At 61.2% G+C, this 24,610-nt stretch carries 19 protein-coding genes and 1 tRNA gene; 12 read left to right on the top strand and 8 right to left on the bottom strand.

What is annotated here, in order from left to right; all coding sequences use genetic code 11:
* The first annotated feature begins 18 nt into the window (after positions 1 to 18).
* From BMY68_RS30215 to BMY68_RS24625, 3 genes are all read left to right on the top strand, one after another.
* Positions 19 to 2,580 (top strand): lysozyme family protein, encoded by a 2,562-nt coding sequence (locus tag BMY68_RS30215; protein WP_239694129.1) that lies wholly within the window; start codon positions 19 to 21, stop codon positions 2,578 to 2,580.
* The gene (locus BMY68_RS24630) at positions 2,580 to 2,987 is read left to right on the top strand and encodes a lysozyme inhibitor LprI family protein (RefSeq protein ID WP_085533818.1); all 408 of its coding nucleotides are present in this window, start codon (positions 2,580 to 2,582) and stop codon (positions 2,985 to 2,987) included. Before BMY68_RS30215 ends, BMY68_RS24630 begins: the two co-directional genes overlap by 1 nt.
* Before the next feature lie 232 nt (positions 2,988 to 3,219).
* The gene (locus BMY68_RS24625; RefSeq protein WP_239694128.1) at positions 3,220 to 3,537 is read left to right on the top strand and encodes a hypothetical protein; all 318 of its coding nucleotides are present in this window, start codon (positions 3,220 to 3,222) and stop codon (positions 3,535 to 3,537) included.
* 43 nt (positions 3,538 to 3,580) lie between these two features.
* Here BMY68_RS24625 and BMY68_RS24620 read toward each other — a convergent pair whose 3' ends face one another.
* Positions 3,581 to 4,786, bottom strand: coding sequence for a hypothetical protein (locus BMY68_RS24620; protein ID WP_085533820.1), 1,206 nt, complete (start codon positions 4,784 to 4,786; stop codon positions 3,581 to 3,583).
* On the bottom strand, positions 4,787 to 4,963 hold the full coding sequence (locus BMY68_RS29950; RefSeq protein WP_157832265.1) for a hypothetical protein: 177 nt from the start codon (positions 4,961 to 4,963) through the stop codon (positions 4,787 to 4,789).
* Between the two features lie 862 nt (positions 4,964 to 5,825).
* Between BMY68_RS29950 and BMY68_RS24615 the strand changes: the two genes are divergently transcribed.
* From BMY68_RS24615 to BMY68_RS24600, 4 genes are read left to right on the top strand one after another with little or no spacing between them, the layout of a single operon-like run.
* On the top strand, positions 5,826 to 7,742 hold the full coding sequence (locus BMY68_RS24615) for a sigma-54-dependent Fis family transcriptional regulator (protein WP_085533822.1): 1,917 nt from the start codon (positions 5,826 to 5,828) through the stop codon (positions 7,740 to 7,742).
* The gene (locus BMY68_RS24610; RefSeq protein ID WP_085533824.1) at positions 7,742 to 9,460 is read left to right on the top strand and encodes an ABC transporter ATP-binding protein; all 1,719 of its coding nucleotides are present in this window, start codon (positions 7,742 to 7,744) and stop codon (positions 9,458 to 9,460) included. The genes BMY68_RS24615 and BMY68_RS24610 overlap by 1 nt, the downstream gene beginning before the upstream one ends.
* On the top strand, positions 9,450 to 10,127 hold the full coding sequence (locus BMY68_RS24605; RefSeq protein WP_085533826.1) for a subtilisin-like serine protease QhpE: 678 nt from the start codon (positions 9,450 to 9,452) through the stop codon (positions 10,125 to 10,127). The genes BMY68_RS24610 and BMY68_RS24605 overlap by 11 nt, the downstream gene beginning before the upstream one ends.
* Complete coding sequence (locus BMY68_RS24600) at positions 10,124 to 11,431, top strand: flavin-dependent monooxygenase QhpG (RefSeq protein WP_085533828.1); 1,308 nt, start codon at positions 10,124 to 10,126, stop codon at positions 11,429 to 11,431. The genes BMY68_RS24605 and BMY68_RS24600 overlap by 4 nt, the downstream gene beginning before the upstream one ends.
* Before the next feature lie 221 nt (positions 11,432 to 11,652).
* Here BMY68_RS24600 and BMY68_RS24595 read toward each other — a convergent pair whose 3' ends face one another.
* Positions 11,653 to 13,554, bottom strand: coding sequence for an amidohydrolase (locus BMY68_RS24595; protein WP_009044852.1), 1,902 nt, complete (start codon positions 13,552 to 13,554; stop codon positions 11,653 to 11,655).
* A gap of 230 nt (positions 13,555 to 13,784) precedes the next feature.
* On the bottom strand, positions 13,785 to 15,275 hold the full coding sequence (locus tag BMY68_RS24590; RefSeq protein ID WP_085533830.1) for an aldehyde dehydrogenase family protein: 1,491 nt from the start codon (positions 15,273 to 15,275) through the stop codon (positions 13,785 to 13,787).
* Positions 15,276 to 15,506: 231 nt separating this feature from the next.
* Between BMY68_RS24590 and BMY68_RS24585 the strand changes: the two genes are divergently transcribed.
* Together BMY68_RS24585 and BMY68_RS24580 are read left to right on the top strand one after the other, a co-directional pair.
* Entirely contained in the window at positions 15,507 to 15,896 is a 390-nt protein-coding gene (locus BMY68_RS24585; protein ID WP_009044850.1) for an MliC family protein, read from the top strand.
* Between the two features lie 211 nt (positions 15,897 to 16,107).
* Positions 16,108 to 16,551 (top strand): hemerythrin domain-containing protein, encoded by a 444-nt coding sequence (locus tag BMY68_RS24580; RefSeq protein ID WP_009044849.1) that lies wholly within the window; start codon positions 16,108 to 16,110, stop codon positions 16,549 to 16,551.
* Between the two features lie 239 nt (positions 16,552 to 16,790).
* On the opposite strand, the gene BMY68_RS24575 is transcribed toward BMY68_RS24580, so the two are convergent.
* From BMY68_RS24575 to BMY68_RS24560, 4 genes are all read right to left on the bottom strand, one after another.
* Positions 16,791 to 18,356, bottom strand: coding sequence for a methyl-accepting chemotaxis protein (locus BMY68_RS24575; RefSeq protein WP_085533832.1), 1,566 nt, complete (start codon positions 18,354 to 18,356; stop codon positions 16,791 to 16,793).
* A gap of 236 nt (positions 18,357 to 18,592) precedes the next feature.
* Positions 18,593 to 18,997, bottom strand: coding sequence for a DUF1090 family protein (locus tag BMY68_RS24570; RefSeq protein WP_009044847.1), 405 nt, complete (start codon positions 18,995 to 18,997; stop codon positions 18,593 to 18,595).
* Between the two features lie 129 nt (positions 18,998 to 19,126).
* On the bottom strand, positions 19,127 to 19,792 hold the full coding sequence (locus tag BMY68_RS24565) for an HAD family hydrolase (RefSeq protein ID WP_009044846.1): 666 nt from the start codon (positions 19,790 to 19,792) through the stop codon (positions 19,127 to 19,129).
* Between the two features lie 206 nt (positions 19,793 to 19,998).
* A complete protein-coding gene (locus BMY68_RS24560; RefSeq protein WP_085533834.1) occupies positions 19,999 to 21,405 on the bottom strand; it encodes a saccharopine dehydrogenase NADP-binding domain-containing protein in 1,407 nt (468 codons plus the stop codon).
* A 618-nt stretch (positions 21,406 to 22,023) separates the two neighbouring features.
* Between BMY68_RS24560 and BMY68_RS24555 the strand changes: the two genes are divergently transcribed.
* From BMY68_RS24555 to BMY68_RS24545, 3 genes are all read left to right on the top strand, one after another.
* Positions 22,024 to 23,097 carry a 2-hydroxyacid dehydrogenase gene (locus BMY68_RS24555; RefSeq protein WP_085533837.1) on the top strand — a complete coding sequence of 358 codons (1,074 nt, stop codon included), beginning with the start codon at positions 22,024 to 22,026 and terminating at the stop codon, positions 23,095 to 23,097.
* 6 nt (positions 23,098 to 23,103) lie between these two features.
* A complete protein-coding gene (locus BMY68_RS24550; RefSeq protein WP_085533839.1) occupies positions 23,104 to 24,489 on the top strand; it encodes an FAD-binding oxidoreductase in 1,386 nt (461 codons plus the stop codon).
* Between the two features lie 32 nt (positions 24,490 to 24,521).
* Positions 24,522 to 24,594 (top strand) — tRNA-Lys (locus tag BMY68_RS24545).
* The last annotated feature ends 16 nt before the right edge of the window (positions 24,595 to 24,610 follow it).

Raw genomic sequence — 24,610 nt, 5'->3', positions numbered from 1 at the left:
GATTTCAGGTAAGTAGTTATGGCAGAGACAACAAGCAGCAAGGTTGAAAAGTGGGCATACCCTCTGAAAGCTGGAGCTTCAGAGGTCACAGATTCGATGCAGTATTACAAGGCTTTGGCCAAGGCCAAGGATGGGTATTACCCGCTTGGTTCCAATGGCTTGTGGCACGGAGGTGTTCATTTCGATGAGGACACCGGGTTAGTCGCAGACAAGAGCGAAGTTCGTTGCATCGCCGATGGCGAGGTGGTCGCTTATCGAATTGATGAGAAGTACCCGACCTCGAATTACGGTTCGACGCCGTCAGTATTCTCGACCGGTTTCGTGTTGGTTAAACACCGTCTTGAGCTGCCTGCGCCTCCTGCTCCGGTAGGTGGCGCACCGGCAACGACGCCACCAGTTACCAGCCCAAGCCTGACCTTCTTCAGCCTGTACATGCATCTGCTGGACTGGGAGGGCTACAAGGCCAACCCTACGCTTAAGAGGCCTGCCTTTTGGGGTAAAGACACTTATCAAGTCAAAGCAAATGCGCCAGACAAGTCATTAGGGCTGCGAGTTCGTAGCGGCAACTCAGGACAGACCTCGGTATTGACGGTTCTACCCCGTGGCACCACGGTGAACACTAAACCTGCTCCAGCAACACAAAAGTGGCTCGAAATCGTCAGCGTGACCCCTGAAGTCGCAGCTCTGCCAGCGAATACAGGTTGGGTGTTCAAAGGTGAAATGCAGCATCTTTCCGGAGATATTTATTTTGTAGGAGAACAGGCCAAGGACGCCCCTCCAGAGCAGAAAACCGGGGCGAACATCCGCAGTGCCACGGCAAGAGGGCTACCTATAGGTTTTTTACCTACAGGCACGCAAATCAAAATCAGCAATGAACAAGCTTCTGGCAAATATCGCAAGCTACTGGAAATTGTCACCGGCGAATCCATCCCTGCGTTAACACCGGGTGCAGATGGAACATTGCCTGGGTATGTCTGGCTTGACTCTCTTGAGGCAAAAAGCGAACCCAAAACCCCTGGGGTGATTGTCCCGTTGACACCGGTTCATAAAATCAAAGCCGGTGAGCTCATAGGGCATGTGGGGAAGTATCAGAATTACTCGGACGCAGCTCCGAAAAATTTACTGCACCTGGAAGTGTTTAGTTGTGAGGACATCAAGGCTTTCATCGACCAGACCAAAGAGCAGGCCGTCAGACTGCCAGCAACAGAAAAGACACTGGTCAAAATCCTGCCACACACCCCGCTGATTACTCATGTGTCGGGGATGAATGCTACCAACCCCCCCAAAGCGAACGATGCTAGCAAAGAGGTCGGTTATGGTCTGCTCATTCCTGTGAGCGTATTGGAAGCCCTGCCAGCAGAGAAAAAAATCAAAGCTCCGGTGGTGATGGATGGAGTCACTACCTATACGCAGTGGTGGCACCTGGAAGGGCTACTCGCCGATGCTCAAGGAGAGAGCATCGACGGTTGGTTTGCCGAGCCTAATACCACGTTGTACCGCCACTCGCCTTTTGAATGGGAAGGTTTCACCTTCATCGAAGAGACTGGGAGCAATGTCGATCTCTACGCGGATTTTCTGCATGCGCAAGAGAATATGACCGATGAAGAGCGCAAGGCTTACCACCCAAATATCGTGACTGCCGGGGCAGGTCCGACAAAACAATCTCTCTACACCATCCTTGATCGAAATCGCGACACGAAACTTCCACCGGAAGAGATAAGAAATGCCCTAAGCAAGCCTTGGTTTGCCCAACCGGTCTCACAGATGATTATCAAGTATGAGAGTGAGTGGGACTACCAGGCAGCGAAGTGGGACTCATTGGATGAGTTGATGGGGCATAGCGAGTCGGCGCCACATAAGGAGTGGGTTGCCGAGAAGGCGCGGATTGATAGCCTGAGTTGGTGGGAAAAGCTTGGGATAATTGATAGTGCCAACGTATGGCATATGCACCCTGTTGGTTTGCTGGGAGCCTTTTGCAAACTGAAGAGCTCAAGTGGAAGCTTGGGGAAGGTCACATATGATGCAGAAGGTAATGATATTCCTACGTCGCAATTTTTCAGCAGGGTAATACATTGGCCAGGTAATGCTGAGTCAGGAGTTACTTTAGGGCGAGGCTATGATATGGGGGATCGAAGTGAAAGCTCTATATATGAGCATATGGTTGCTTCGGGGGTTCCATCTGCTCAAGCTACGAAAATATCTAAAGCCCGTGGGTTAAAAGGGATCTTGGCAAGAGATTTTGTGGCGGCGAATAAACAAGATATCGGGGAGATCACGCTTGAGCAGCAAAAGGCACTTTTTGAATTGATTTATCCAGATTACGTTTCAAGAACAATAGTGGTTTACAATAGTTGGACCTCTACATTGCCAGGGCGTATAGAGTGGGAAGGATTGCGGCAGATAGTAAGAGACATACTGGTGGATTTTGTTTATCAAGGATTCACCCAAGGTCCAAACCCAATGAAGGCAGGGATGAATGATGATGTGGATGAGCTTATTAGATATATAGAAAATACCCCTGCTATAAGTCAGTATGAAGGCGGGCGGCATCGTGCTAATTATCTAAGGAATAATAGGTGATGAGAGTGTTTTTTGATTGTTTTGGGAAGTTTACTTTGCTTTCTCTGCTTGCCATTTTGTCATCTTTTGCTATAGGAGGGGAGTGCGATAATATTACATTGAGTGCCCAGGTTGACCTGTGTGCAAAAGAAAAAAAAGACAGTGCGGATGCGAAGCTGAACGAAAGCTACAAAGATCTCATAAGTCGAGTTCGAGCCCAGTATGAAGCTAACTCTGAATTAGGTGGCTTGTATTTGGAGAAGCTTAAGGGGGCGCAGCGTGCATGGTTGAAGTATCGTGATGCTAATTGTGATCTGGAAGCATTTGAAGTAGAGGTAGGGCGGCCTGCTCAGATAACGATAGTTAATAATTGTGTGGCTCGAATGAGTGAGGAACGTACCGCTTATTTGAATGGGGTTATGAATTGATTTTTAGTAAGGGGGGCAGCTTCATTTGAGGAGCCGCTGAAATGCAAACGCCGGGAATAAGTGGTGGGTCGTAACTTTTTAGGGGGTCTAATGGCAATAGTTAGCCCCATGAGTAGGCTTCAAATGTTGGAAGGTGTTGCCGTGGAGTGCGCCAGGGCTGTTATTGGTCATGGCGGGTCTTGCGGCGGTGGTCAAGCTGGGTGTTGTTTGAGGTTATTTACGAGAGCCACAAATGAGTACCTCTGAGATTGCTTTCGGGTATCTGGGTGGCGTCGCGATTCTCGGCACACTTGTCTGGATCGGTGTCGCGTTGCACATGGCTTATACCAAGCTGGATGAGCTCTTGGACCATCTGAAAAACTGTTCCGCCATCATGGCCCGCGCTCCGTTAAAACACGGCGGTCCCTGGGGGAAGCTGTTGCTGATTGGGGGTATCTCCGGGACCGTGACGTTTCCCGGGTTCCATCTCAAAAGAGGGGCGACGGAAACCATGGTGACGCCGGGCCTGGCCAATGGTGCGGCGACCTTTACGGCTATTTATCCGCGATGAACGGCACACCTCCTGCCGGGAGGCCGGCAGGAGGCAGCGCGGCTCAGTCGTAGTTGCTCACATAAGCCAGGATGCCCTGGGCGCCCAGGGCGTTACCGTTGAAACGGGTCGCCTGCAGCAGCACGGCGATCTGGTTGTCGCTGGCGACGGCTTTCGGAAAGGTATTGCCGCTGTCGTTCGGGTTGATCGATGTTTCCGCCGCCAAGGGGATGAAGGCGTCATCGAACCGGTTGAAAAAGATGCCGGTATAACCGGTACTCCAGGTCACCAGGAAGTCAATGACACCGCATGCGTCCGGCATGGCACTGATATAGGGCTGGCTCGAGGCGTAGACATTGTTGTTCAGGCGAACGGGGGAGAGGGCTTGCAGTTCCTGATCGCTTTGGTACTGCTCAGCCTCAGACTGATCAGCCTTGCCGAAGACCCGGACTCGGTCGCCATAGACATAGGCGCTGGTGCCGATATAAACCAGCATGATGTTGTTGTGCACGGTGTCGAAGGTTGCATGGAACTTGCCCATGCCGGTTTGCGAGTAGCTGGTGATCAGATTGACCGGCGATTTGCCGGAGGAGGGGCTGCCCACTCGCAGGAAATTGATCTTGCTCAGGGTTTCCTGGACGCCGACGATCACCCCGTCGCCATGGTTCATCAGCACGATATTTTCGTAGGTGGAAGTGTCCAGATCGGCACCGGGATTAAACAGGGTCGGATAGACGGCAGAGGTGATCATCACCGGATAACTGGTCGGCTCGAGGGTGTCCTTGTCCAGCCAGATGCCTTGCAACTGGCGTTCGGTCACGCCGATCCAGCAGGCGAAGAGCTGGCAGTTGGCGGGGTTGTAGATGACCCTGGGGCAGACGTAATCACCGTTGGAGCCACTGATCAGGGTTTCCGTGAAGGGCGCGCCGATACCCTGGCGCTCGCTGACGCTGTATTTGCGCGCAAAGATGCGAAAGGCGCCCGGGTCGTTGCTGGCCCAGACGGCAACGAAGTCGTCGCTGCCCTGGATCGGCGTGGTGTCGACATCCTTCTGGGTCCGCTGGGTGAAGGCGGGAAGCAGATAGCTCGGGCGTAGCGTGCCATTTTTTGTCTCCAGGCGGCCATAGAGCGTGGTGTAGCCGGAAGCCTTCGGCCCTTGATAGGTGCCGACCAGATGACCGCTGACATCGGTCTTCAGCACGCCGCGCAGGGATTCGTTGCTGTTGTCGTCATAGAAAATGTTCAAGCCGTTCAACCATTTGGTATTCATTCAGGCACCTGTGACTGTTTGAGGAGTGTCTTCGTTGTTCACGTAGTGGCGCAGGAACAGCAGGTCGCCATTGGCATCGGTCTGATGGCTGTAAAGAAGCGCAGGCAAACCGTTAATGATTCCCGAGTCGAAATTTCTGAAGAAGTTTCGCAAGTTCGGGGTGGAGGAACTGGGCATGCTGACTCTCCTTGTGGGCGAAATAGTCGAGGCTACTTTCTGCCGTGGGCTTTCCATCTCCATGGACTTTCATAGGGGGCGCCAATCAGGCTCTGCCCTGAAAAGCAGCTTTTCGGGAGGTCGATTTAGTGGGGCGTAGGTGACTTTTCTGGGCGGCTTGAAGTGTGCAAGCTGACGGTCTTGATAGGTCGTAGAAGTGCGGGGCAATAGTGTGTTCCGACGCATGACTTCGACCTCCTTGTCGACTCGCGTTCTGTCCGTTCGCATCCAGCAAGATCAGCGTAGTCATTATTTTATAGTGCCCGATAATATTTTTTTATTTATTTAAAACAGTAAGATGCCTCTGAAGTTTTGAGCGGTTTCAGCTTTGACGGATAACTGACTTGGCCAGGGAAAGGGTGGTGTTACTGGTGGCTATGAAGATAAGTGCGAGTGGTAATAGTGCAAAGTTGTCTTTATAACTCCACTAAAGAATGACCATGGCTTCTTGTAAGTATTGGCAATAAGTCATTTCAGAATATAAAGGGACTTAGTTGGCAGCCTGTCCGCATTACCTGCTTTATGTTCCCCTGTTCAGACTGGTCATTTACTGGGCCGTTTTACCGCCAGGCGAGCAGTGAGTAGCAGGGGAACCGGATGCCATACGGCACTTGCCATCCGCTTTACGTTAACGTCAAGATGCTTCGGCGCGGTTTGTCCCGTGGCGCAGGTTTTGCTTCTGTAAGGGCAGGGCTGGCCACGGGCCAAACTTCCCTTTACTGCCTTCTGAACCGGGTGTAGACATTGCCCATGGCTTGCGTGCCCCTCGCAACCCAAGGGAATGGACCGGGGAGGTGCCGGGCGGACCGATTCGGAGCGCTTGATGACGCTTATAAAAACAACAACCGGCGAGCTGCAGCACCAAGCCGGGCTGGCGCGCAAAAAACTCCATCTGGAAGGCGCAGTCCCCGATGGCGTATTGCGTGCGGAAATCGATGCGTCATGGCGGCGCAGCCTAAGCCATGGCGTGCACTTCAATGGCCAGCCGGAGTTGACCCTGGAATCCGGCGCCAGCCTCGAGGTGCTGCTGGCGAGCAATCGCCTGCTGCTCGACGCGGCAATACCCGCCATCGACTACCTGGCCGAGTGCCAGGGCCAGGACGGCCTGATTATCCTGGCCAATGCCGACGCCACCATTCTGTCGATCGAAGGCCGGGCCGACCGGCTCAAGGGCAGCGGCGTGCAGGACATCACCCTCGGCGCCTGCTGGAGCGAAGCCACCCGTGGCACCAATGCCCTGGGCACGGCGCTGGTGGAAGCACGCACCACCCTGATCGACTGCGGCGAACATTACCTGGATCGCCTGAGCCATTTCTCCTGCACCTCGGTGCCCATCCATTGCCCCCAGGGCGAGATCCTCGGCGTGCTCGACCTGACCCGCGAAGGCCCGCTCGGCCGCATCCACGACAGCACCGCGCTGCTGAGCATGGCGGTCAGCCAGATCGAGAGCCGGGTGTTCAACAACAGCTTTCCCGAGCAGATTGTCCTGGCGTTCCACAGTCGTCGGCAGTATCTCGAATCGCCGTGGCAAGGCTTGCTCGCGGTCAGTCTCGGCGGGCAGATCCTGGCGGTCAGCGCCCAGGCCTGCCAGTTGTTGCGCGCCGAGCGTTCGGCACTGGTCGGGCGGCGTTGTGAAGAGTTTCTCGGCGTGGATGGCGTGCAACTGCTCGGCCGTTTGCAACAGGGTGGCATCGGCAGCCTGCAGACCGCCAAGGGCGAGTTTTTCTACAAGACCCTGCGCGCCCCGCAACGCTCGATCAACCTCAGCAGCGTGCCGCGCGGCACGTCGAAAAGCGCCCCCAGCCAGGCGCAGCCCGACCCGCAACTCGACACCCTGGCCGGCAGCAACAGCCGTTATGCCCGGGCCTTGCGCATGGCCCGGCAGGGCCTGGCCAATGCCTTGCCGGTGTTGCTGCTGGGGGAAACCGGCACCGGCAAGGAGGTCATCGCCCGCGCCCTGCACATGGCGGGCAGTCGCGCCGACAAGCCCTTTATCGCGGTCAACTGCGCGGCGATCCCCGAGGGCCTGATCGAGTCGGAGCTGTTCGGTTATCGCGAGGGCGCCTTCACCGGCTCGCGCCGTGGCGGCATGATCGGCCGCCTGCAACAGGCCCATGGCGGCACCCTGTTCCTCGATGAAATCGGCGATATGCCGCTGGCCTTGCAGGCGCGCCTGTTGCGGGTGCTGCAGGACCGCAAGGTAGCGCCGCTGGGCGCTGGCGAAGAGCAGGACATCGATGTGGCGCTGATCTGCGCCACCCACCGCGACCTCAAGCAGCAGGTGGCCGACAAGCAGTTTCGCGAGGACCTGTTCTACCGGGTCAACGGCATCAGCGTGATGCTCCCGGCGCTGCGCGAGCGCGAGGACTTCGACGCGTTGTTGGACGTGCTCCTGGCCAAGCTCGGCAGCCCCGGCGCGGCCCTGGCCGAGGACCTGCGCCAACTGCTGGCCGGCTATCACTGGCCGGGCAATATCCGCCAGCTGGAGATGGTCCTGCGCACCGCCCTGGCGATGCGCGAGGAGGGCGACGCGGCCCTGGGCCTGGAGCACCTGCCCGACAGCATGCTCGACGATCTCAACGCCAGCGAACGCCCGGCCAGCGGCAGCATCCGCGAGAACCAGCTGGAACTGATCCGCCAGGCACTGGACAACCACCAGGGCAATGTTTCCGCCGCCGCCGATGCCCTGGGCATCAGTCGCGCGACCCTGTACCGCAAGCTCAAGCAGTTGCGCAGCTGATGTCGCGCCTGCTCAGCCGGCTGGTGGACAGCCCCGACCCCGCGGCCCTGCAAGCCGCCTTGCGCTGGCTGTACGGGTTTGTCCGCCCGCAGCGCCTGGCCATCGCCGGGTTGCTGGCACTGTCGGTCTGCGCCTCGTTGCTGGTGCTGGTGCAGCCGTGGCTGACCAAGCTGCTGATCGACGACGGCCTGCTGGCGCGCAATTTCCCGATGCTGGCGTGGATCGCCGGGCTGATGATTCTCGCCGGGCTGCTGGGCACCGCGTTGTCGGGCATCAACCGCTACCTGCACACGCGCTTGTCGGGGCGGATCCTGTTCGCCCTGCGCGACGACCTGTACCGGCATTTGCAGCGCCTGTCGCCGAGCTTCTACGGCCAGCGGCGGATCGGCGACCTGATGTCGCGGCTCGATGGCGACGTGGCGGAGATCCAGCGCTTTGCCGTCGACTCGCTGTTCTCCGCGGTGTCCAGCGTGATCGGCCTGGTGGTGGCCCTGGCGCTGCTGGTGACCCTGTCCTGGCAGCTGTCGCTGCTGGCGCTGCTGCTGATTCCGCTGGATGTGCTCTGGCTGCGCTGGATGCGGCGCAAGGTCGAGCGCGATGTGCGGCAACTGCGCGAGCGTTCGGCGGACATGTCGTCGTTCATGGTCGAGACCCTGCCGGTGATGAAGTTCATCCAGAGCGCCGGCCAGCAGCAGCGCGAGGCGCGGCGCCTGGAGCAGTTGGGGCAGGGCTATATGAGCCAGTTGCTGCGCCTGCAGGTCAGTGAGTTCTTCACCCAGGCGGTGCCCGGCACCCTGACCTCGCTGTCGCGGGCCTGTGCGTTCCTGATCGGCGGTTATTGGGTGGTGCAGGGCACCTGGCAACTAGGCGCGCTGATCGCCTTTTCCACTTACCTGGGCATGGCCGTGGGGCCGGTGCAGAGCCTGTTGGGGCTGTACGTGGCGATCCAGCGCATGAGCGTCAGCCTGGGCCGGGTCATGGAACTGCGCGGCGAACAACCGAGCGTGACCACGCCGGCGCAACCGCTGCCGATGCCCAGCGGCGGCGAGCTGTCTTTTCGTGATCTGCACTTCAGCCATCCGGGGCGACCGAGCACCCTGCGTGGCATCGAGGCGCGCATTCCCTATGGCCTGAAGGTGGCCCTGGGCGGCGGTTCCGGGGTCGGTAAGTCGACCCTGATCGACCTGCTGCAACGCCACCACGACCCGCAGTCCGGGCAGGTGCTGCTGGACGGTATCGACCTGCGCCAGCTCGACCTGTTCGAGCTGCGCCGACGCATCGCCGTGGTCAGCCAGGACATCGTGCTGTTCCGCGGCAGCCTGGCCGACAACCTGGCCTACAGCGTGCCCGACGCACCGCGTGCGGCGGTGGCCGAGGTGGCGCGGCTGGCGCAACTGGACAGCCTGATCGAAGCGCTGCCCGAGGGCCTGGACAGCCCGTTGGGCGAGCGCGGCCAGCAGCTGTCCGGCGGGCAGAAACAACGGATCGCGATTGCCCGCGCGCTGCTCCAGGACCCGTTGATCCTGGTACTGGACGAAGCCACCTCGGCGGTGGACGAAAGCACCGAGCGCGAAGTGATCGAGGCCATCGACCGGCTGTTCGCCGGGCGCACGCGGATCCTGATCAGCCATCGGCCGTCGACCCTGGCCGACGCCGACCTGCGCTTCGAGCTGGTGGACGGCGTCTTGTACTCCGTGAAGGTGCCCCATGAAGCCTGAGCTGCGGATCGGCGTGATCGACAGCGGGCATACGGCTGTGCAACGCCCGCAGGTGGTGGCCGGGCGGCGCTTCTATCTGGTGGAAGACGGGGTGGGCGAGGGCGACTTGCGCGAAGACCCCCTCGGCCACGGCAGCGCGATCATCGAGGCGATCAGTGCGCGGGCGCCCAAGGCGCGTTTCTGTGTGGCCCAGGTGTTCGACCAGCGCGGGGTGACCAGTGCGTTGCAGATCGCCAGCGCCCTGGACTGGCTGGTGAGCCAGCAGGTGCGGCTGGTCAACCTCAGCCTGGGGCTGCGCCAGGACCGCCGCCTGTTGCGCGAAGCCTGCGCGGCCGCCCTGGCCCGTGGCGTGCTGTTGTGCGCCTCGACGCCGGCCCAGGGCGAAGGGGTGTACCCGGCGCGTTACCCGGGCGTGCTGCGGGTCACCGGCGATGCCCGTTGCACCCCCGGCGAATGGTCGTGGCTCGACAGCCAGCAGGCCGACTTCGCCGCCTGTGTGCAGGGCAGCCACCCCGGCCAGTCCGGCGCCAGCCTGGGCTGCGCGGCATTGAGCGGGCATATCGCCGGCTACCTCGGCGAACACCGCGACGCCGACAACCCGCAGGTGGTCCAGTGGCTGCGGACCCACGCCCGCTATCACGGCCCCGAACGGCGCGGCTGGACATGAAGCCGATCCTGGTGCTCGGCGCCGGCCCGGCGGGGGCCGCGGTGGCCCTGGGCTTGCGCCGCCTGGGCTACGCGGTGGCGCTGGTCAGCGAGTGGCGGCGTTTCCCGGCGCTCGAAGGGGTGTCGCTGCGGGTGCTCGAAGCCCTGCGTGGCGCCGGCCTGGGGCGTGGGCTGGAGGCGGCGTTGCAGGCGTCCCAGCGTCAGGTGGTGTGGAACGGCCAGAGCCATGCGCAGAACGTCGAATACCTGCTGGATCGCCCGCGCTTCGATCGCGGCCTGCGCGAGGATCTGCGCGAGGCCGGGGTCGAGCTGATCGAGAGCCGGGTGCTGGAGGTGCAGTCGACGGCGAACGAGCATCGGCTGCGGATCGAGGGGCAGGCCGAGCGCCTCGCGGATTTTCTGGTGGAGGCCCGCGGGCGTCAGGCGCCTGCATTGAGTAAAGAACTGGGCAAAGGCCTGCGGGGCCCGGAAACCCTCAGCCTGCTCAACCGCTGGCAGGGCGCGCCGGGCAGCACTGCCAGCGCCGTGCACAGCCTGGAAGACGGCTGGGCCTGGATGGCGCGCCAGGCCGACGGCCAGTGTTACTGGCAACTGACGGTGGACGTGGCCAGCGCCGCGCTGCCGGGCAAGGCGCAGTTGCTGGATTACTGCCGCCAGCGGCGCCAGGGTTCGGCCCTGGCGCGGGCGTTTTTCGGCGCAGCGCCGCAGCTCGATGTACAACTGCACGCGCGCAGCAGCACGGCGATCCTGTGCCCGCAGGTGTGTGGCGCCAACTGGATTCGCGTGGGCGATGCGGCCATGGCCGTGGACCCGCTGTCGGGCAACGGCATCTTCCAGTCGCTGTCCTCGGCGTTGCAGGCGCCGGCGGTGATCAACACGCTGCTGCAACGGCCCGAACGCGAGGCCCTGGCGCAGCGCTTCCATGCTCAGCGGGTGGAGCAGCTGTTCCTGCGTTTTGCCCGCATCGGCCGCGATTTCTACGCCGACGAGCAGCGCTGGGCCGAGCAGCCGTTCTGGCAGGCGCGCCGGCAATGGCCGGACCGCGAGCCGGCGCATCGCGTCGCGGATTTTTCCGCCCTGCGCATCGAGCGTGCCCCGGTATTGCGCGATGGCCTGGTGGACGAAGCCGAGGTGGTGATCACCCCGGACCAGCCGCTGGGCATCTGGCATGTGCAAGGGGTGGAGCTGGCGCCGCTGTTGCGCCGCTTGCCCAACGAACCGGCGCAACAGCTGCTGGTGGGCCTGAGCGCGGAGCAGGACAAGGCCGTGCGTGGCTGGTTGCTGGGGCAGGGATACCAGCCTTGAGGCGACGGGGCGGCTTTTGTAGCCGCTGCCGCAGGCTGCGATCGACGGCGCAGCCGCCGCAAAGGCACCAACGATCGATCGCCGGATGTGTGGTGCCTGGACGATTGATCGCGAGCAAGCTCGCTCCTACAGAAGATGAGACGCCCTTGTAGGAGCGAGCTTGCTCGCGATCCGCGCAGCGGCCATCCAAACCCCGCCGCCCGGCTTGCGACAGCTAACGATCAGCTATCGGGATTGACGTACACCCGGTGGCCGCCTTTCCAGGTTTCACAGACCTTGATGTCCCTGATGTGGGTGGCCGGCACTTTCTCGTCGAGGGGATCCTGCTCGAGAATCACCAGGTCCGCGAAATAACCGTCCTGCAGGGACCCGGTCCAGCCCTCGGCGTGGCACTGCCAGGCCGCGTCATAGGTGATGGCTTTCAGGGCCTGCTTGCGCGTCAGGCACTCGGCTTCATTGAGGATCGGTTGCAGCCTTGGGTCATGGACGAACCGCCCCTGGGCATCGCGAATGCCTTCCATCTTGCGGGTCACCGCCTGTTCCATGGAGCGCAGCGGCCCCAACGGCGTTACCGAACAGTCGCTGTGCAGGGTCACTCTCAGGTTGTGGTCCAGGGCCGACTGGCACAGGTCGAGCATCTGCTCGGCCTTGCCTTCGAAGATCGCCTGTTTGAAGGCGTAGCCCCAGTAGCCGACATGACCGATCAGGAAGCTTGGCGACAGGCCCAGGCGCTGCAGGGTCTGCAGGGTGCCCGCGGTCAGCAGCGAGCAGTGCTCGATGCGGTGGCGTTTTTCCAGGGCGCTGCCACCCTGCAAGGCCGCCTCGTAGGCTTGCAGGGTGAACTCGATGGCCCGGTCGCCGTTGGCGTGGATCATCAGCGGCCAGCCGGTTTCGACGGCATTGCGCACCACGGTCTTGTAGGCATCGGGTGTGGTGACCGGCGTATGGTCCTGGTCGCAGAAATTGAAGTTGCCCACCGGCCGCGTCGCCTCGCAGCAGTAGCGCGTGGCCTGGTAGCCCGTCAGCCCCTGGTTGGAGCCGTCCGACACCAGCTTGACCGAGCCCTGGTAGAAGCGCTTGGCCTGTTCCCGGCTGACCGGCTGGTAGCGCGGCAGCTTGCCGATGGCCTCGGGCGTGCCATCGCAGGCGGCGGCGTAACCGATCCGCAGCTTGCGGGGGCGGGTCAGGAAGTAGGCGCCCAGTACCAGCTTCGACTGGGGGTCCATCATCGCGTCGTAGAGCAGGGTGATGCCGCGGCGGGCAGCCTTGTCGAAGTAGTCTTCGAGGTGCTTGAAGATATTGAGTATTTCCAGCTGCTGCCTGAGGGGAATGCTCTTGATGGCGGCCAGCACCTGGGCTTCCTGCAGGACACCGTTGTCGGCCCTGACGCCAGTTTTCTCGAACACCGCATCGCTGGCCGCGGTGTTCAGGTAGGCGGTGTGCATGGACGCGCTGATCAGCAGCATCGGGTGCTGCTTGTCGATGGTGTCCAGGTTGCCGATGTCGTCGCCGGGGCCACAGTGGAAGGTGATGAGTTTGTTCAGGCCATGGGGTACGACCTGGAACGGCATCAGCGCCGGATCGACCTGATGGCCGAGGATCCAGGTCGAGTTGTCCTTGGGCAGGTTGGCCTGGATGGTGCTTTTCAACCAGAGCCAGTCGTAGGTGGGCCGTAGCCGCTGGTTCTTGTGCTCATCGGGGTTGTCGGTATCGATGGCCCCCAGGTTCAGCCAGCCTTCCATGGCGCAGCTCTGCACGATATGGGCGTGGGGTTCGATCAGGCCGGGCAACAGGGTCTTGCCGTTCAACGACTGCTTTTTGTAGGTGATGCCCAGGGCGTTCATGCGGGCTTCGACGGCGGCCAGGGTGCCGGATGCGACCACGTCGCCGGCGTGGATGCCCAGGGCCTCGACCCGTTCGTCCATGTTGCCGTCGCGCAAGGGGTAGATGGTGCCGTTGGTAAAGATGATGGACTCGCCGGCCGGTTCCCTGGCCAGCTCATTGGCGTCCTGTGGCTGGCTGGCGGTATGGCTGGCCGGGTCGAGTGTGTCCTTCAGAGCGTTCCAGATGGGGTTGTGGCATCCGCATTGGACCCCGTCGTGATCATATCCATTTGATCCCATGATGCTTCCCTCGGGTTTTCGGTGGTGATGAGGTGTGGGTTGAAGGTGGGTGAGCCAGGCCCGCAGGGGAGCTGTCGAGCCGGCTCGGGCTGAGCGTAGCAGCCGTTCGGGGCGCGGGCCGGGCAGCGGGGCGGCGACGCTAAACCAGTCGTCGGGAGACGCCGGACAAACCCCGGCGCCGCCGTGGAGAAGCGCTTGCGCGAGTGCGAGGTGCTATGTGTTGTCGCGGATCAGAGCTTGATCAGCACCGATTTCAGCTCGGTGTAATGCTCGATCGCCGCGTAACCCATTTCCCGGCCCACGCCGGACATCTTGTAGCCACCGAACGGCAGCGCCGGGTCGAGGGCGCTGTGGCAGTTGACCCAGACCGAGCCGGACTGGATCCGCGGGATCATCCGATGCACCGCCGCCAGGTCGTTGGACCAGATGCTCGCGCCCAGGCCGTAGGGGCTGTCGTTGGCCAGGCGCAGGGCATCGGCTTCGTCGTCGAAGGGAATCGCCACCAGCACCGGGCCGAAGATCTCTTCCTGCACCAGCGAATGCTGCTGGTCGACGTCGACTATCACCGTCGGTTTGACGAAATAACCGGGGCCGAACCGCTCGCCGCCGCAGGCGAGGGTGGCGCCGCTGTCCCGGCCCATCTCGATATAGCGCCAGACCCGCTCCTGCTGCCGGGCGGAGATCAGTGGGCCCATGTCGACGCTGGTGTCCAGGCCGCTGCCGAGCTTCATGGCGTTGGCGATGCCGGCGATATCGGCCACCACATTGTCGAAATGCTTGCGCTGCACATACAGCCTGGAGCCGGCGCAGCAGACCTGGCCCTGGTTGAAGAAGATCGCGCTGGCGGCGCCGGCCGCGGCGCTGCCCAGGTCGGCATCGGCCATGACAATGGTTGGCGACTTGCCGCCCAGTTCCAGGGTGACCCGGGTCATGTTGTCCATGGCGATCTTGCCGATTTCCTTGCCCACCGCGGTGGAGCCGGTGAAGGTCAGCTTGTCCACCCGCGGGTTGTGGGTCAGGGCCGAGCCCGCGGTGATGCCGGTGCCGGTGACCACGTTGAACACGCCGTCGGGGTAGCCGGCTTCCTGCACCAGCTCGGCGAGTTTCAGCGCGGTCAGCGGGGTCTCGTCGGCCGGCTTGAGCACCACGGTGCAGCCGGTGGCCAGGGCCGGGCCGAGCTTCCAGCAGGCCAACAGCAGCGGGAAGTTCCAGGCGACGATGGCGCCAACCACGCCCACCGCCTCGCGGCGGATGAAACTGTGGAACTGCTGGTCGGGCATCAGCGGCACGGAAACCTCGACGCTGCTGCCTTCGATCTTGGTCGCCCAGCCGGCCATGTAGCGCAAAAAGTCGATGGCCAGTTGCACGTCCATGGCCTGGGCCACCGCGGCGCTCTTGCCGTTGTTCAGGCATTCCAGTTGCGCCAGCAGCTCGGCGTCGCGCTGCATCAGGTCGGCGAGTTTCCACAGCAGGTTCTGCCGCTCCCGCGGCCGGGTGCGGCTCCAGGGCGAATCGTCAAAGGCCTGGCGCGCGGCCAGCACCGCGCGGTCGACATCGTCCACCGTGGCCCGCGGCACCACGCACAGTTGTTCGCCGGTGGCCGGGTTGTGCAGCGGCATGGTCTGGCCGTCGGCGGCCTCGACCCATTCGGCGCCGATCAGCATGCGCGGGGCGCGCTGGATAAAGGCGGTGGTGGCGGGGAGCAGGGTTGCAATAGCCATGACAGAACCTCTTGTTATGCGTGAGGCGAGGGCTTTCGCAACCGCTGTGCCAGTTTTGACTGGCGCTTAACTCTATGATTCTAATGGTGTTTATTTACGCTGACGGAAGGGCGGCGGATACAGGCTGTCGCAAATTGCGAATGCCTTGAGACACCCCGGCCTGAACTTATGGGGGCCTGCTTCGTCGTAAAGGGGCCTGTCATGAAGGTGCACTGAACAAGGAGCTGTACATTGAAGATTGCAACGATTCTGGGAACCACCTTGCTGCTGGCGCCATTGTTCGCCCAGGCCGCGACGACCCCGGCCGAGCCGGAACTGCCGGCGTACCAGAGCAGCCTGGCCAGCTACCGCTGCGAGGGTGGGGTAGAGGTGCAGGCGGTGTACCTGAACATCGATAACGGCGCCTCGTTCGCCACCCTGTATTACAAGGGCCAGCTGATACCGATGCATATCGCCCGCGCAGCCTCCGGCGCGCTGTATGTCGCCGACGACGAGCAGAACAGCTACCGCTGGCACACCCAGGGCGACAGCGGCCTGTTGAGCTTCCTGGAAGCCGACCACACCGCCAAGGAACAGCAACTGCTCAAGGACTGCCAGGAGCAGAAGACCGAGGAGCAGTAACGCCTGGCCCCCATCCGCCTGTAGGAGCCAGCTTGTTGGCGAGAGGTCGGCACGGACCCTCTGGTTTTCGCGTCGAACGCCAGTCCGTCATCGCGAACAATCGAACGTCGACCGGCTGCTCCTACAGAGGGGGGGCGGCCATTATCTGCGGTTGAACTGCCGTCGAACGGCCAGTGTCTAGTCAAGACAAGCCTGCCGTGGAGATGTGCCCGTGAACATATTCGAAGCCCTGCGTGAGAGCCATGAACGCCAGCGCGGCTACGCTGCCGAACTGATGCGCACCTCGGGGGACAGCCCCGAACGCAGCGCGGCCTACGCCCAGCTCAAGGCCGAAGTACAGGCCCACGAGACGGCGGAGGAACGCTTCTTCTACCTGCCGTTGATGGAGCACGACAATGGCGTCGACCTGAGCCGGCACGCGATTGCCGAGCACCACGCGATGGACGAGCTGATGGAGGCATTGGACGACACCGAGATGTCCAGCCCGGCCTGGCTGGCCACGGCGAAGAAGCTGGTGGACAAGGTGCATCACCACCTGGAGGAAGAAGAGCAGAAGTTCTTCCAGATGGCCGGCAAGATCCTCGACGACAAGCAGAAGGACCAGTTGGCCAACGGTTATGTAAAGGAATACCGGCAGCAGCTGGCGGCCGACTGAGACGGTCCTTCGAAGAATAAAAGAGCCCGCGCGTTGGCGTAATACCGATCAGTTAAGGCCTTTTGTAAGCGCGAGCTTGTCTCCGGGTGGCGTTCCGACGAAGAGCTCCAGCACACCGCGTTAAACCGGGCAATACGCGTTATCGTTGACGTTTTTCGCGAGCAAGCTCGCTCCTACAGGGTTTGCGCATTACTTGTAGGAGCGAGCTTGCTCGCGATAAACCCGTACACACACCGAACCTAGCGGTTGAAACGCTCCACCAGCGAGTACTGGGTGGTGGCGGTCTGGGTCAGTTCCTTGCTCAGTTCGGCCGAGTGATGGGCCTGCTCCGAGGTCTGGTCGGCCAGTTGCGCGATGGTGCTGATATTGCGGCTGATTTCCTCGGCGACCGCGCTCTGCTCCTCGGTGGCCGCGGCGATCTGGGTGGTCATCTCGGTGATGTTGGCCACCGCCTCGCTGATGCCCAGCAGCGCCTGGTCCGCCTCCAGTACCCGGGCCACGCCTTCCTCGGCCTGGCGCTGGCCGCTTTCCATGCTCTGCACGGCGTTTTGCGAGGAGCTCTGCAACTGGGTGATCAGCTCATGGATCTGCTGGGTGGATTGCGCGGTGCGCTGGGCCAGCTGGCGCACCTCGTCGGCCACCACCGCGAAACCGCGGCCCATGTCGCCGGCGCGGGCCGCTTCGATGGCCGCGTTGAGCGCCAGCAGGTTGGTCTGGTCGGCGATGCTTTTGATCACATCGACCACGGTGCCGATCTCGTCGCTGTCCCTGGCCAGTTGCGCCACGTTCTGCCCGGTTTCGCCGACCACCTGCGACAGGCGTTCGATGGCTTCCCGGGTATCGCGGGCCACTTCGCGCCCACGCCCGGTCAACTGGTTGGCTTCCTGGGTGGCGTCGGCGGTGCGCTGCACATGGCTGGCCACTTCCTGGGTGGTGGCGGCCATCTGGTTGACCGCGGCGGACACCTGCTCGGTTTCCACCCGCTGGCGGTCCAGGCCACGGGAGCTGTCGCTGGCCAGGGTATCGGAGCGGCTGGCCAGGGCATTGAGCTGTTCGGCGCTGTCCTGCAGGCGGGTGAGGCAGGTTTTCAGCCGCGCGTCCTGGCTGACGAAGGCGGTTTCCAGGCACGCCTGGGGGCCATGGGCGTCGCTGTACATCTGCGCGATCAACGGGTCGCAGGTGGACGAGTCGGCCAGTTGCAGCAGGCGCTGGGCGGCATGGTTCTGGCGCTGCATCGCCAGCAGCGCCAGGGGCACGGAAATCCCGGCGGCCACCGCCAGCGCTAAAGGCGGCGCCAGCCAGAGGCCGCTCAGGCCACCGGCCAGGCCCGTGGCCAGGAACGGCGCCCAGCCCAGCAGGGCCGGTTGCCAGAGATGCCGACGGGGGATGGCCGGCTGCTTGCGGTTGAGACGCTGGTAGAGGTCTTGCGCGCGGCGGATCTGTTCGGCGCTGGGTTTGACCCGGACCGATTCGTAGCCGACGATCCGGCTGCCCTCGAAAATCGGCGTGACGTAGGCGTTGACCCAGTAATGGTCGCCGTTTTTCGAACGGTTCTTGACGATGCCCATCCACGGCTGGCCCTGTTTCAGCGCCGCCCACATATGGGCAAATACCGCGGGGGGGACATCGGGGTGACGGACGATGTTCTGTGGAGCGCCGATCAGGTCGTCGCGGTCGAAACCGCTGATGTCGACGAAGGCATCGTTGCAGTAGCTGATGACGCCATGGGCATCGGTGGTGGAGATGAGTTTCTGGTTTGACCCTAAAGCCACTTCACGTTGTGTAACGGGCTGATTGTTTCTCATTTCCAGATTGCTCCCTGTGTCCTACAAAATCCATCGGCACGAGTCAGAACAATCTTAGCTAAATGTTAGAAAATTCCTTGCATAACAATTAGTTGCATTCCCATTCGCGAGGAGTTCTGAATACTCCCGAGCGGATGGCACAGGTCGTTGAATCTGTTGGGGAAAGTCTGGCGCTGGAGCAAGCCCGGGTTGGCCGGCGCGAGCCGCCGACAACGCTTATCGGGCAAGAAACCGCTTCAGTTGCCGTGGGCGCCAAGGGCGTATTGCAGGACTTGCAGGGCGTGGGTCAGCCGGGCCTTGCGTTTGTCGATGATGCGCGGGTCGCCGTAACGCTGCGCGGCCTCGAGTTCCATCTGGCGCAATATCACCTGGTACTCGGCCTGGCGCAGGGGCGGGTTGTGCTCGAAGTGCAGGCCGTCGCAATAGTCGCTGAGCGGTTCCAGCGCCCGTTGCAAACCGGCCAGTTGGCGCTGCTCAGGGTCGGCCAGGAGTTTTTCCAGGCTGCTCTTGATGGTCTCGCCCCGGATCAGGCAACTGCTGGTGGCTTCCGGCGGGGCCGGTTCGGGGTCTTCCTGGGCGTGGCCCGTGCTGGCTGCAAGGCCAACCAGGGCCAGCAGGGAGAGGGCGGTGAGGGCGTTCATGAAGGTCCTTGATACGACAGGCGTGCGGGGCGCTATCTTCAAGAGCCAACGCGCGCCGGACCATCAGATACAACTGAAAAAGCCTTGGGATATTTCTGTGTTTTCCGGTCGGACCGGGCAGTGCCCGTCTCAGCGAGGGCCAAGCATCCGCTCGATCACCGCCCACAATCGCGGGTCGTTGAAATCCTCGACCACCAGATGCGCGCCAGCGGCCAGCAACGCCTCGGGGCTTTGGCTGGTGGCCAGGCCGACGGTGAAGACCCCGGCCCCGACCGCGGCGGTCAGGCCGGGGATCGAGTCCTCGAAGGCTATCCCGGCCTCGGCGCTGGCACCCAGGCATTCCAGGCCGGTGAGGTAGGGCAGCGGGTCGGGCTTGGCCCGCGGCAATTCCTCGGCCACCAGCACACTGTCGAAACGATCGCCCAGCCCCAGCACGTCGAGCATGTGCTCGGCATTGGCCCGTGGCGCATTGGTCACCACGCAGACGCCGATGCCGCGTTCCCGGGCGAAATCCAGCAGGCGCAGCAGGCCCGGCATCGGCGTCAGTCGTGGCGACAGCTGGCGAAAGCGCACTTCCTTGCGGTCGGCGAAAGCCTCGTGCTCGGCCACCGAGCGCTGCGGGAACAGGTAGCGGCACATATTGGCATTGGCCTGGCCGCTGACATGGGCCGCGAACTCTTGATGGGTGAACACCCGGCCTTCTTCCTCCAGCAACAACTGCTGCAACGCCAGCAGGTGCAGTTGGTCGGTGTCGGTCAGGGTGCCGTCGAGATCGAAAAGCAGGGCATTGAGCATGGCGCGATTCCTGTCAGGGCCGGTGGCTGAAGCGGTTAAGCCAGGCATCGTAGCAGCTGCCGAGGGGAGCGCTACAGCCCTTGTCTGGGTGTTTGCAGTGACAGCAGAGGCGGCAGGAGGGCGGAGTTTCGCTGGGGCCGGTCGACGCAAGGTGCTCAAGGCTGGAAAGTTTTCCAGCCCAGGCAGATAAAAGAAGGGAGGTCTATTTAGACGAGGAAGTTATTGAATTGCCAGACATCTGTCGGGTCGTTGATGGCAAAGGTGCCTGGGTCATTCTTCACCGGGTTCCAATCGGAGAAGAAGCCTTGCAACCCACCCAAATAAGGGGCCGCATAGCCAAGTACTTCTTGGTAGTCCATTTCTTCAGCTTCTACCATTCCCGCATTCGGGTGGTTCAGGGCCCATAGATAACCCGATAGAACACCCGCCGCGACTTGCAGGGTGGTCGCGGTATTCAACGGCGCCAACTCCCTTGCCTGGTCGATGGAGAGCGTCGAGCCATACCAGTAGCAACTTTTCTGGTGCCCCATCAACAGCACGCCAAGATGGTCCGAGCCGCCGGAGATATCTTCGGACTTCAATACGCGCTTGAGTAAAGGGTCTTTGCGGCTTTTACCCAGCCATTCCATGAGTGAAAGAATCGCATGGTCACAGGGCCTGTAGGCGTAGTTGACGGTGGGGCGATAGGCTTCGTCGGCGAAAGTGCCGCTCAGGAAGTCTGCTATGGAAATCGCTTCGTTATGGGTAACCAGGAAGCCCAGGGTTTCCTGATCGTAGGGAGTCCATGTTTTCAACTGCACCGTCGCCCCGGGTCTGCCTATATAAATGGCGGCCTTGCTCCCGGATTCATGTTCGAAACCCTGCTCGGGAAGTGTCCTTTCGTGGGAACCCCACCCCAACTCCTCGGGTTGTTGCGCTTCGCTGATAAAGCCGTTTACCGACCAGGTATTGACAAACTCTCCCCGGGCCTTGGGTTCGACGGCGACCTGGGAATCGTATTCGGCGATATGAATGACTTTCACCCCCAGTTCCTTGCTGGTGCGGGCCCAGTCTTCCTGGCACTGGGGCGGTGTGAAACCTGGGGTGAGGTCATTGGCCAGATTCACCAGGGCCTGTTTCACGAAGTGGGAGACCAGCCCGGGATTGGCACCATGCGCGACGACCGCCGTCGGCCCGCCGCCCAGGCGCTTTTTCAGTTTGAGCATGCGCTCACGCAGGTGGTAGTTGGTGCGCTGGGCCATGGGTTGCCCGGGGTCGCTGTAGCCGCCTGGCCAAGGCTCAATGCAGGTGTCCAGGTACAGGGCGCCGGCCTCGTGGCAGACCTCGATGAGGTCGAGGCTCGAGACGTCGGTTGAAAGATTGATGAGAAAGCTGTCCCGCTCGACAAGGGGGGTGAGTATGTCCCTGAGGTTGTTCGGGTCGAGGTGGGCCTGAATGAAGTTCAGGTTGTACCTGCTCTGGAAGAAGTCCTGGCGCTGCGGGCGTAACGGATCGATGGCGACCAGCTCGATACTATCCAGATCGTGAGTTTTACTCAGTAGTGCAACGAACGATTCTGCTATAGAGCCAAAGCCGACAAAGATTATTTTTCTGGGCGCAATAAGGGCATTCATTCGCAGGCTTCCTTGCCGATGCTGTGTTTATTTTTTAATAGACAGGAGGTGTCGGGGTATTGTCAACAATGAATCTGTACGAACAGGGATAATTAAGCGTTAGAACTTTAATCGTGAACATCGAGTTCGAAAACTCACGGAATGGTTAATTAGTTTTTTGCAATTAATGGAGCTGCCGCTGAATCGTGGAAATTGTCGAGATGTAGTTAAAATGTAATTTGCTTTCTGTGCCCGGGGAAAATTCTTGACAGGGGAAACATATTGATCTTTTATGGGGTCCTGAACTTTCCAGGTGGATTTAAAGTTCGGCGATGCAACGGATGCATTGTTATTGTCTGGTGCCGCAGTGCACCGTACTCATAAGGATATGTGTATGTTCTTGACCCTCTTTGTCCGCGCTATTTATTACCTTCCCGAATCTGCTCTCATAACGAGTCCATAAGTCTGTCATTGGCTTTTTGCCCGATCCTGCCTGACGCCCGGCATCTTCTCCTGGTGGATGTTGTGTAGCGTTGTTCGATCGTTGGCAGGACTCGTCAATTATCACTGTTGTTTTCAGTGCGTCATGTCTTGGCGTTTGAAATTTAATATTCCATTAAAATTTATTGGGGTGTCACTGTGTCGGAACGAATTAAAGTAGTTATTTCCGGGGCTGATCGTTTGGCTCAACGCTATATCTCTAAGTTGAATCCCTCGCAGTATGAGGTGGTGTTGATTGGCGAGTCGTTTCCCGATCAGGCACGGGTTATTTCCGCTATCGGCGACGCCCACATCTATATGCACGCCGGTGAAGAGATCCTCACCGAAGAGGTCCTGCAACAGGCCGGAAAGTTGCAGCTGGTGGCCTGCCTGGCTTCGGGTGCCGAGCACCTGGTCGATATCGAGGCGGCTGACCGCCTGGGTATCGCGGTGACCAACACCCCGGGCTTGAAAGTGATGTACGAAGCCATGGGCGAGTTCCTGGTGGGGCTGGTCATTGCCTTGCGCCGCAAGCTGATCTACTTCCACACCGAGCAGAAAAATGGCCGCCTGCACGAAACGGACACCCCGCTGCTCAAGGATGCGGTGATCGGCATCATCGGCATGGGCAAGGTCGGCTCGCGGGTGGCGAGGATGATGCACGATGCCTTCAACTCCAGGATCGTCTACACCGCCAACTCGCAAAAGCCCGAGGTAGAGCGCGATACCCAGGCGCAACGACTGGCGCTGGATGCGCTGCTGGAAACCAGCGACGTGGTGATCCTGGCGTGCCCGTACAACGACTCGACCCTGGGCTTCATCGGGGAGCATGAGTTGTCCCTGATGAAACCCAGCGCGATCCTGATCAATACCTCGGAGTCGTCCCTGGTCGATGGCCAGGCGGTCTACAAGGCCCTTGTCGAGGAGAAGATCGCCGGTGCGGCGTTCGACGACAAGAACTGGGATGCCCCGCCGCTGATCAAGGATGGCAAGACCATCAATATGCCGATCGAGATGCTCGACCTGCCGGATGATCGTTTCATCTGTACGCCTTATGTCGGCGCCATGACTTCGGCGGTGTGGGACGAGATGGCGAGTGTGGCCGTGGGGTCGATCCTGCACTTCATGGAGCAGGGCACCGACAAGAATCTTTACAACCGCAACCTGGACGCGACCCGCCACGCCCGGCGCATGGGTTTCGGTTCGCCGCTTGTCGCAGCACTGGAAGGCTGAGCCAGGATGAACGACGTTACCACGCAAACACGTCTGCGACAGGCGCTGCAGGGGTATGAGGCGGTCGAGCTGCTTTTCCCCGGGGAACCCGGTTACGAGGAAGGGCGCCAGGTCTATAACCGGATTCACGACCTGCATCCCTTGCTCATCGTGCGTACCCAGAATCGCGCGGCCATTGGCGCGGTGCTTGAGCTGGTGGCCGATAACGGGCTGGAACTCGCCATCCGCGGCGGTGGGCATCACATTGCCGGTTTCGGTTCGACCGAAGGCGGCGTGCTACTCGATTTCTCTGGCTTCAACGGCGTCCGGATCGATGTGCTTCAGGGCATTGCCCATGTGCAGCCGGGGGTTCGCTTGCGAGATATAGACGCGGCCCTGTGCCCTCAGGGGTATGTGGTGCCGACCGGGACGGTCAGCGATACCGGGATTGCCGGGCTGACGCTGGGGGGCGGGATCGGCTGGTTCGTCGGCACCCTGGGGTTTACCTGCGACAACCTGGTCGGCGCCGATGTGATGCTCGCCAGCGGCGAGGTCGTCAGGGCCGAGGACCCGCAGCACCAGGACCTGCTCTGGGCCCTGCGTGGCGGTGGCGGCAATTTTGGCGTGGTGCTGGAGTTTCGTTATCGGTTGTCGAAGCTGCCCAAGGTCTACTGCGGCTCGATCTCGGTGGCTGCCCAGGATGTTCCGCGGGTGCTGATGCAACTGGGCAACTACATGGAGCAGGATTGCCCGGCGAACCTGGTGTTGGCGCCGGTCTTCAGCCCGAGCGCGGATAGCGGGCGCTGCGTGTTATCGATCGATTTCTGCCTCAGCGACTATCAGGACCTCGGCGCCATCCGCGCATTGGAAGAGGCGCTGGATCTTGCAGGCAGCCACCAGTACGTCACGGATGACTTCAGGGCCTGGCAGGCCTGGTTCGACGACAGGTTCCAGCCGCCGATGCGCGGGTACTGGAAGTCGATCTGCCTGGACGATTTTACCAGCGGCACCATGGATGCCTTGCTGACCGCGGCGTCCAGCATGCCGGGCAAGCGCTGCAGTATCACCATCGAGCATTTGAACAAAACACGACGTTCGGCAGCGCCTGGCGACTCGGCCTTTCCGCTCCAGGCGAGAGGCTACGGCATTCTGTTTTCCGCCCGCTGGATCGACGCCGGGGACGACCAGGCCTTTATCCACTGGGTCAAGGCGGCCGCGCTGGAAACCGCGGGTAACGATGGCGCCGCGGCGTATTCCAACTACTCGTTTGCCGAGAGCACCTCGCGTGCGGTCTTGCTCGGCAGCGATAACGAGCGGCTGCTTGAGGTCAAGAAGCGCTACGACGCGGGCAATCTGTTCCGGCGCAACCACAATATCCGCGCGAGCCAAGAAGGTGCCTCCTCACTCGGTTGATTGAGGGAGGAGGGAAGCAAGACCGATACATGGGGGAGAATGCCCGGTGGCTTGGGCGCCAACTATTTAAGTTGGTAGTCGTGAGTTCGAGTCTCACTCTCTTCCACCATTTTTGCCCGGG

Source organism: Pseudomonas sp. NFACC41-3 (genome assembly GCF_900109505.1).
GTDB lineage: Bacteria > Pseudomonadota > Gammaproteobacteria > Pseudomonadales > Pseudomonadaceae > Aquipseudomonas > Aquipseudomonas chlororaphis.
The sequence above is the reverse complement of the archived record's forward strand: the minus strand, read 5'-3'. Positions and strand labels throughout refer to the sequence as shown.